Below are 7,538 nucleotides of genomic sequence, written 5' to 3' on the forward strand. Positions count from 1 at the left end.
GGATGATGCCGAGGTGGTCACCTCAAGCTTCGTGCTCGGCGGCGCCCGGCAACTGTCGGGTTTTCGCCAGGACTCGGTGTCCGGGCAGAACGTCAGCCTGATGCGCGTGGTCTATTACCGCCGCCTGACCCCGCGCGCCTACCTGCCGCTGGACTTCCCGCTGTACCTGGGCGGTTCGCTGGAACGCGGCCGGGCCTGGAACAACGACAACGAGTTCGACAGTGGCTACATCAATGCAGCCAGCATCTTCGTCGGTTTCGAGACGCCCCTGGGGCCGCTGAACTTCAGCTACGGGGCCAATAGCGAGAATCAGAAGGCGATGTACCTGAACCTGGGTCACACCTTCTGAGGGGGCTCAGGACTTTTCCAGGTTGGCCAGGATTCGTGCATGGACGCGCATGCAGATGCGCAGTTCCTCTTCGTCGACGCCGACAAACAGCTCGGCGCGCAGGGCGTTGGCAATGGTTTCGATCTGCTCGATCAGCGGCGTGGCCGGCGGGCAGAGGACGATCTTTTTCGCCCGACGATCCTCCAGCACCGCCTGACGGCGTACCAGGCCCTGGGTTTCCAGGCTGTCGAGCAGGCGAGCCAGGGTCGGGCCTTCGACCCCGACACTCTGGGCCAGCTCGCGCTGGGTCGGTGCTTCGTCGAATCGGGCCAGATGCAGCAGCACCAGCCAACGGGCCTGGGACAGGTTCAGCCCGGCCAGGCGGCGATCCAGTTCGGCGCGCCAGCCGCGGGACATGTGTGCCAGCTGCATCCCGAATTTGTGTTGGTCGGTCAACGGCATAGAGAAACTCATCATCAGAACTAATTATTAGTCAGCTAATCATGACCGTGAGCCGCAAGCAAGGCTCATACGGCTGGCAGTGCTTCGATAATCGTTATAAATGATGACAAAGCCGGGTTTACATCTCGAATTCAGCCGCCAGCGCAGCCCGCACGCAATACAGCACGCCTTCGGGCACCCGTGCACCAAACTGTTCGGCAATGGCTGACACCGGCGGCAGCTCGCCTTCACCATCGAGGAAGGCATCCTGTATCTCGCCCAACAACTCTTCCGGCAGGTCCAGGGCCTGGTCCAGCGACAGTTCCTGGCGGCCGATGGCTTCGGCGAGCAAGCTGTAGACGTTCTTTTCGCTGCAGTTCAACTGCCCGGCGATCTGCATCGGGGTCATGCCGGCACGGGCCAGGCTGACCAGTTCGTGGCGCAGGTCGGTGACGATCTTCGGCGCCTCGACGCCACCGCCCAGCACTTCGAGGAAGGCTTCGCCGTAGCGCTCCAGCTTGCGCGCGCCAACACCGCTGACCCGGCCCATTTCGCTGAGGCTGGTGGGCTGGCTGCGTAGCATTTCCAGCAGGGTCGAGTCGGGGAAGATCACATAAGGCGGTACGCCGTGCTCTTCTGCCAGCTTGCGCCGCAGCGCCCGCAGGGCTTCCCACTGCTCGCGCTCGTCGCCGCGCACCAACTGGCTGGCCGGGCTGCCGCCACTGCTGGCGCCGCCCTTGCTGCTGGTTTGTGGCTTGAGGTCCTTGCGCAACTCAAGGCTGACTTCGCCGCGCAACAACGGCCGGCAGCTGTCGGACAGGCGCAGGCCACCGTAGCCTTCGAGGTCGATGTCGGCCAGGCCGCGTGCCACCAGCTGGCGGAACAGCGAGCGCCAGTCGTGCTCGGAACGGTCCTTGCCAACGCCATACACGGCGAGCTTCTCGTGGCCGAAGTTGCGGATCTTTTCGTTGTCGCGGCCCAGCAAGACATCCACCAGGTGGCCGACGCCATAGCGCTGACCGGTGCGATAGACCGCCGACAGCGCCTGGCGCGCAGGCTCGGTGGCGTCCCAGGTCTGCACGCCATCGATGCAGTTGTCGCAATGACCGCACGGCTGGGGCAACTCTTCGTCGAAGTAGTTGAGCAGGGTCTGACGGCGGCAGCGGGTTTCTTCGCACAGGGCCAGCATGGCATCGAGCTTGTGTTGCTCGATGCGCTTGTGGCGCTCGTCACCCTCGGAGTTCTGCAGCATCTGCTTGAGCATCACCATGTCCTGCAGGCCGTAGGCCATCCAGGCATCGGCAGGCAGGCCGTCACGACCGGCACGGCCGGTTTCCTGGTAGTAGGCCTCGAGCGACTTGGGCAGGTCCAGGTGGGCGACGAAGCGCACGTTGGGTTTGTCGATGCCCATGCCGAAGGCGATGGTGGCGACCATGATCAGGCCTTCCTCGTTGAGGAAGCGCCGCTGGTTGGAGGCCCGGGTCTCGGCAGGCAGGCCGGCGTGGTAAGGCAGGGCCGGGAAGCCCTGCTCACACAGGTAGGCGGCCACATCGTCGACCTTCTTGCGCGACAGGCAGTAGACGATACCGGCGTTGCCACGCCGCTCGCCGAGGAACGCCAGCAACTGCTTGCGTGGCTGCTCCTTGGGCACGATGCGGTAGAAGATGTTCGGCCGGTCGAAACTCGACAGGAAACGCTCGGCGTTCTGCAGGTGCAGGCGGGTGACGATCTCTTCGCGAGTGCGCATGTCCGCGGTGGCGGTCAGGGCAATGCGCGGCACATTCGGGAACAGTTCGGCCAGTTGCCCCAGTTGCAGGTACTCGGGACGGAAGTCATGGCCCCATTGCGATACACAGTGGGCTTCGTCGATGGCGAACAGGGCGATGTCGAGGGTGCGCAAGAAGTCGAGCATGCGCGGCTGCACCAGGCGCTCGGGGGCCAGGTAGAGCATCTTCACCTCGCCCCGGCGAATACGCCCGGCCAGCTCGCGCTGCTGCTCGGCGCTGAGGGTGGAATTCAGCGAGGCGGCGGCGACGCCCAGCTCGTCGAGGGTCGCCACTTGGTCATCCATCAACGCGATCAGCGGTGACACCACCACCGCCAGGCCCGGGCGCAGCAGGGCCGGGACCTGGAAACACAGCGACTTGCCGCCGCCGGTGGGCATCAGTACCAGCGCATCGCCACCCTTGGCCACGCACTCGATGATCGCACCCTGGCGTCCCCGAAAGCTGTCGTAACCGAAGATGTCCTTGAGGACGCGCTGAGCCTGTTCGAGCATAAAAACTCCAAAAATCGCAGAACCATCCTGGGCACAGGCTGGACGAAAAACCCGCTGGCAACACGCAAAAATGCGTAAGCGGCTTTTACCCGACCCCCGAGTTGCGAGGGCCCTGGGATAAAAACCGGGCATTATACCGGAGCCTGCGACCTTGCAGGATGCTCTGCGATAGACGTCTTCCTTTGCATCGTTTGCGCTGCAAGGTGCTAGAATTCAGTATCGTTTATTCCCAAGGTAGCCCCGTAATGTCCTTCGCCGAGCAACTGACCCGCCTGCAAGCCTTCCTCGACGCCGACGAGCTGCACGAAGAGGCGCTGGACTACGTGGCCGCTCACGGCTTCCTGACCGCGCTGTCGATTGGTGCCGAGGAAATCCCCGAGCGCGAATGGATCGATGCCCTGTTCGCCGAAGAGCCGCATTACAAGGACGACGCCCAGCGTCAGGACATCGAAGCCACGCTGATCCAGCTCAAAGCCCACGTTGCCCGCCAACTGGCCAGCGACGAGGAATTCGAGCTGCCTTGCGACCTGGACCTGGGTGACGACCCGGATGACTCCGACCTGCGCGGCTGGTGCATCGGCTTCATGGAAGGCGTATTCATGCGCGAGGAAGCCTGGTTCGAGACCGCTGAAGAAGAAGTCAGTGAAATGCTCCTGCCGATCATGGTCGGTTCCGGCTTGTTCGATGAACAGCCAGAGTTCGCCGACATCGCCAGCGACGCCAACCTGATGGACGACATGATCGTGCAGATCCCGGAAGCCCTGACTGCGCTGTACCTGTTGCTGCACGCACCGGACGAAAAACCGGCACTGCTCAAGCCTCGCCACCACTGAGTCGGCGTCAATGCGCTACCTGCTGCTGGCCACCGGCTGGCTCAGCGTTGCGCTGGGGGTGATCGGGATCTTCCTGCCGGTACTGCCCACCACCCCGTTCCTGCTCCTGGCCGCTGCGTGCTTTGCGCGCAGCTCGCCGCGCTTTCACCACTGGCTGGTCAACCACCCCAAGCTCGGGCCGTGGATTCGTGACTACCTCAGTGGCGAAGGCATTCCCCTCAAAGGCAAGGTCTACGCCATCGGCCTGATGTGGCTGAGCATCGGTTTGTCCTGCTACCTGGTGCCGCTGATCTGGGCGCGGGGGTTCATGCTCACCAGCGCGGTGCTGGTGAGCATTTACATCTTGCGGCAAAAGACCCTGCGGCGTCCGTCCTGAGCCAGCTCCCACAGGTCTACACAGTCAGACGGTGTCCACCTTCAACGAATTATCATTGAGCATGCCGTTGATGATCGTCGCCGTGTCCTGCCCTGCCGCAATCACCCCGCCGGCCCCTGCCGTCACACCATAATGCTGGGCCAGATTGACGCCCTCCAGGTCGATGGTCTGGGTTGGCGCCGCCCCCGCCACCGAGCTGACCTCGATGGTCGATACCACGCTGGCGCCACTGCCAGTGACCTTGAAGTGCAGGTAATCATCCAGCGACGCTGTCGTCGCATTCTCACCCTGCAGCAGTTGCGACAGGTCCAGGTGATCGGTGCCCGGGGTAAAGTCGGTGACCACGTCATGGCCGCTGTTGCCCTGCTGATACAGGAAGGTATCGCTGCCCGAGCCTCCCGTCAGGGTGTTGTTGCCCGGCCCGCCGATCAATACATCGTCGCCGTCACCCCCTATCAGGGTGTCGTTACCCAAGCCGCCATTGAGCACGTTGGCATTGTCGTTACCGGTCAGGCTGTCGTCGTAGTCCGAACCGATCAGGTTTTCGATCGCCGCCAGGGTGTCAGTGCCCGCGCCACCGGTATTCTGCGCACCGGCTGTACCCAGGTTGACCGTCACCGCACTGCCTGCACTGGCATAGCTGGCGGTGTCGATACCCGCGCCACCGTCGAGCAGGTCGTTGCCGGCACCACCGATCAACAGGTCGTTGCCATCGCCACCGTAGAGGAAATCGTTGCCATCCCCACCGATCAGCACATCATTGCCCGCCCCGGCATTGAGGGTGTCGTTGCCGGCACCTGCCAGCAGGGTGTCGTCGCCGCCGGTACCGGTGAGGGTGTTGCCCACCTGGTACGTGATGTCGACATTGCCGGTGCCGGTGCCGCCATGCCCGTCACTGACGGTGTAAGTGCCGTAGGCGGTTTCGTTCTGCGTATTGGAATAGTCGACCGTCATGGTCAACGCGTAGTTCTCCGCAGCGGTGGAACCGTTACTGTTGGCCAGGTTGACCAGGTGGATGCTGTAGACACCAGCATGGCTGGCGGTGAAGGCGCCACCGTCAGCGATGGTCTGATAGCTGCCGCTGTCATCCTTCCACTCCATCAGGATGTTGCCGGCCGCCAGGTTGTGATCGAGGGTCAGTGTCTCGCCTTTTTTCAAGGTGACGGTCAATACGTCCTCATCGTTGGCGTTGCCCCCGTTCACTGCCCCCAGGTAACCATTGACGATCAAAGCCGCGGTCATGCTATTGGCCGGGCCGCTGAAAGAGCTGCGCGGCAGATCCCGCAGCCGGTTGCCGCTGCTGCTGTTGGTACCGTTGAAGTTCACCGTCGGTGTACCGCTGCCCACCGTAAAGCCCGTGCCCGTGGCCTCCCAGCCGGTATTGAAGGTGGTCGTCGAAGGCACGCTGAGGCGGTCATGGTTGGCATCGCTGTCGTTGGCCAGCAACGCCTCGGCTGGCACGGTGATGCTGCTCGAAAGGATGTTGGTGATGATATGGTCGGCCCCGGCCACTGGCGCGGTATTGGCATAGACATTGATCACCAGGTTGGCGCTGGCGGTATCGCCATCGTTGTCACTGACCACGAAACCGATCTGCTCGACCTGGCTGCTGCCGCTGTCTTTAGGTGGCGTGTAGGTAAAATCGCCGGTGTCCATGTCGACCACGATGCTGCCGCCTATCGCGGTCTTCACGGTGATGCTGTTGGTACCGGTATCGAAGGTGCCGCGGTCCGCCGCACCGCTGGCGGCATAGGAACCTGCGCCGCTGTTGCCCGCGGGATCGAAGGTGTAGGTAGTGCCGTCAATCACCAACGACTTGATGAAGCCGCCGTCAGCGCCAAACTCGCCGCCACTCATCAGGCTGCCGGTGATCGGCGCGCCCTGTACGGTGCCGGACAGCACCGAATTGAGCTGGTTGAGGTCGGTGACCACGGTGGCATTGGTGTCAGTGTGGGTACTGCCATCGTACGCCAACGGATTGAGGTTGCCGGCGTTGACACCACCGCCAAGGCCAATGGCGTAGGACTTGATGCCGTTGCTGTCGAGGAAGCTCTCCCAAGCCGCTTCCCGTACCGCAGTGATGGAATGGCCCGAGGTCGGTTCGCCATCGGAGAAGAAATACACGATGTTCTGCGCACCGGTAATTTTGCCACCCGTGGTGTAGGCCGACTGCGCCGAGTTGACTGCCGAGTCGTAATAGGTCGAACCACCCGCACTCAGGCCGTTGACGATAGCCTTGGCCTGGTCGACGGTCACCCATACGGCTGAAGGCTGGCTGGCCCCCGTCGAGAACGTCACCAGCTGGACCTTCACGTCGCCCATTTCGTCGTACTTGTCGAGCAAGGCATTGATGGCCTGCTTGGCCAGCTGCATGCGCGTCAGCCCTGGCACGCCAGAGGCTTCACCCATACTGCCGGAGACGTCGATCACCAACAGCAGGTTGGAGTCCACCTGCCCCGGGGTAACCGAGCGTTCGGCCCCCACTGCACTCGGCACATCGTCGACGATCTTCACATCGATCGTCGCATTGGCTGAACTGCCATCGGTGTCGGTGGCGACGACATTGATGCTCTCGTTCAGATTATTGATGCCATTGGCGTTCGGGTGGTTTTCGCTGTCGAGCAAGGTGTAGGTGTAACTGACCACTCCGGTAGCCGGGTTGTAGCCGGTGATGGTGATGGAGTTACCCAGCGGCGTAGTCCCCGTCTGCGGGAAGCCATTGACAACGCCGCCACTGACGACGCTGACACCACCGACGGTCAGGCTCTGCAGGCCATCGGGGGCCGTCACGGTGAAACTGCCGGACTGGGTCAGGGCCGGAGAGTCGGGGCTGGTGCCGTCACTGAGGTTCTTCTCGTAGACCGTCAGCTCACCGCCATTGACGTTCAGGCCGTCAAGGGTCACCGGGTTGTCCAGGTTGCTGACATTGAGTTTCAGCGTCGCCGTGCTGGTATCGCCATCGGCATCGCGCAAGGTGTAGGTGAAACTCTCGACGCCATTGCCACCGCCATGCAGGTTGATGAAGTCCTGGTCGCCAGGGTTCAGGGTGTAGGTGTAGGAGCCATCGGCTGCCAGTACCAGAGTGCCGTAGGTACCAGTGAAGGTGCCTGGGGTAATCGGTCCGGTTACGCGGTCGGCACCTTGAACGTCATTGGTCAGCACATTACCGGTCAAGGTCAGCTGCACTTCGCTGGCAGTGGCCGCGTTAGTGTCATTAACGGCGCTCGGCAGATCATCGACGATGTTGACGTCAATACTGCCTGTGGCGCTGCTGCCGTCGGT

At 62.6% G+C, this 7,538-nt stretch carries 5 protein-coding genes and 1 pseudogene; 3 read left to right on the forward strand and 3 right to left on the reverse strand.

Annotated features, from left to right (window positions below; translation table 11 throughout):
- Positions 1-349: pseudogene (locus UW3_RS29540) on the forward strand (hypothetical protein); the annotation flags it as partial.
- Positions 350-355: 6 nt separating this feature from the next.
- Here UW3_RS29540 and UW3_RS0113595 read toward each other — a convergent pair.
- A complete protein-coding gene (locus tag UW3_RS0113595) occupies positions 356-790 on the reverse strand; it encodes a MarR family transcriptional regulator (RefSeq protein ID WP_010223043.1) in 435 nt (144 codons plus the stop codon).
- A gap of 118 nt (positions 791-908) precedes the next feature.
- Entirely contained in the window at positions 909-3,047 is a 2,139-nt protein-coding gene (gene recQ, locus UW3_RS0113600) for a DNA helicase RecQ (RefSeq protein WP_010223044.1), read from the reverse strand.
- Positions 3,048-3,292: 245 nt separating this feature from the next.
- Here recQ and UW3_RS0113605 point away from each other — a divergent pair, with 245 nt between their 5' ends.
- Positions 3,293-3,880: a UPF0149 family protein gene (locus UW3_RS0113605; RefSeq protein WP_010223045.1), complete on the forward strand. Its 588-nt coding sequence runs from the start codon at positions 3,293-3,295 to the stop codon at positions 3,878-3,880.
- Between the two features lie 10 nt (positions 3,881-3,890).
- Positions 3,891-4,256 carry a YbaN family protein gene (locus UW3_RS0113610; protein ID WP_010223046.1) on the forward strand — a complete coding sequence of 122 codons (366 nt, stop codon included), beginning with the start codon at positions 3,891-3,893 and terminating at the stop codon, positions 4,254-4,256.
- A gap of 24 nt (positions 4,257-4,280) precedes the next feature.
- On the opposite strand, the gene UW3_RS26960 is transcribed toward UW3_RS0113610, so the two are convergent.
- A partial coding sequence (locus tag UW3_RS26960) for a type I secretion C-terminal target domain-containing protein (RefSeq protein ID WP_010223047.1) occupies positions 4,281-7,538 on the reverse strand: 3,258 nt, incomplete at its 5' end.

The sequence above is a fragment of the Pseudomonas donghuensis genome (assembly GCF_000259195.1).
In the GTDB taxonomy this organism is placed as follows: domain Bacteria; phylum Pseudomonadota; class Gammaproteobacteria; order Pseudomonadales; family Pseudomonadaceae; genus Aquipseudomonas; species Aquipseudomonas donghuensis.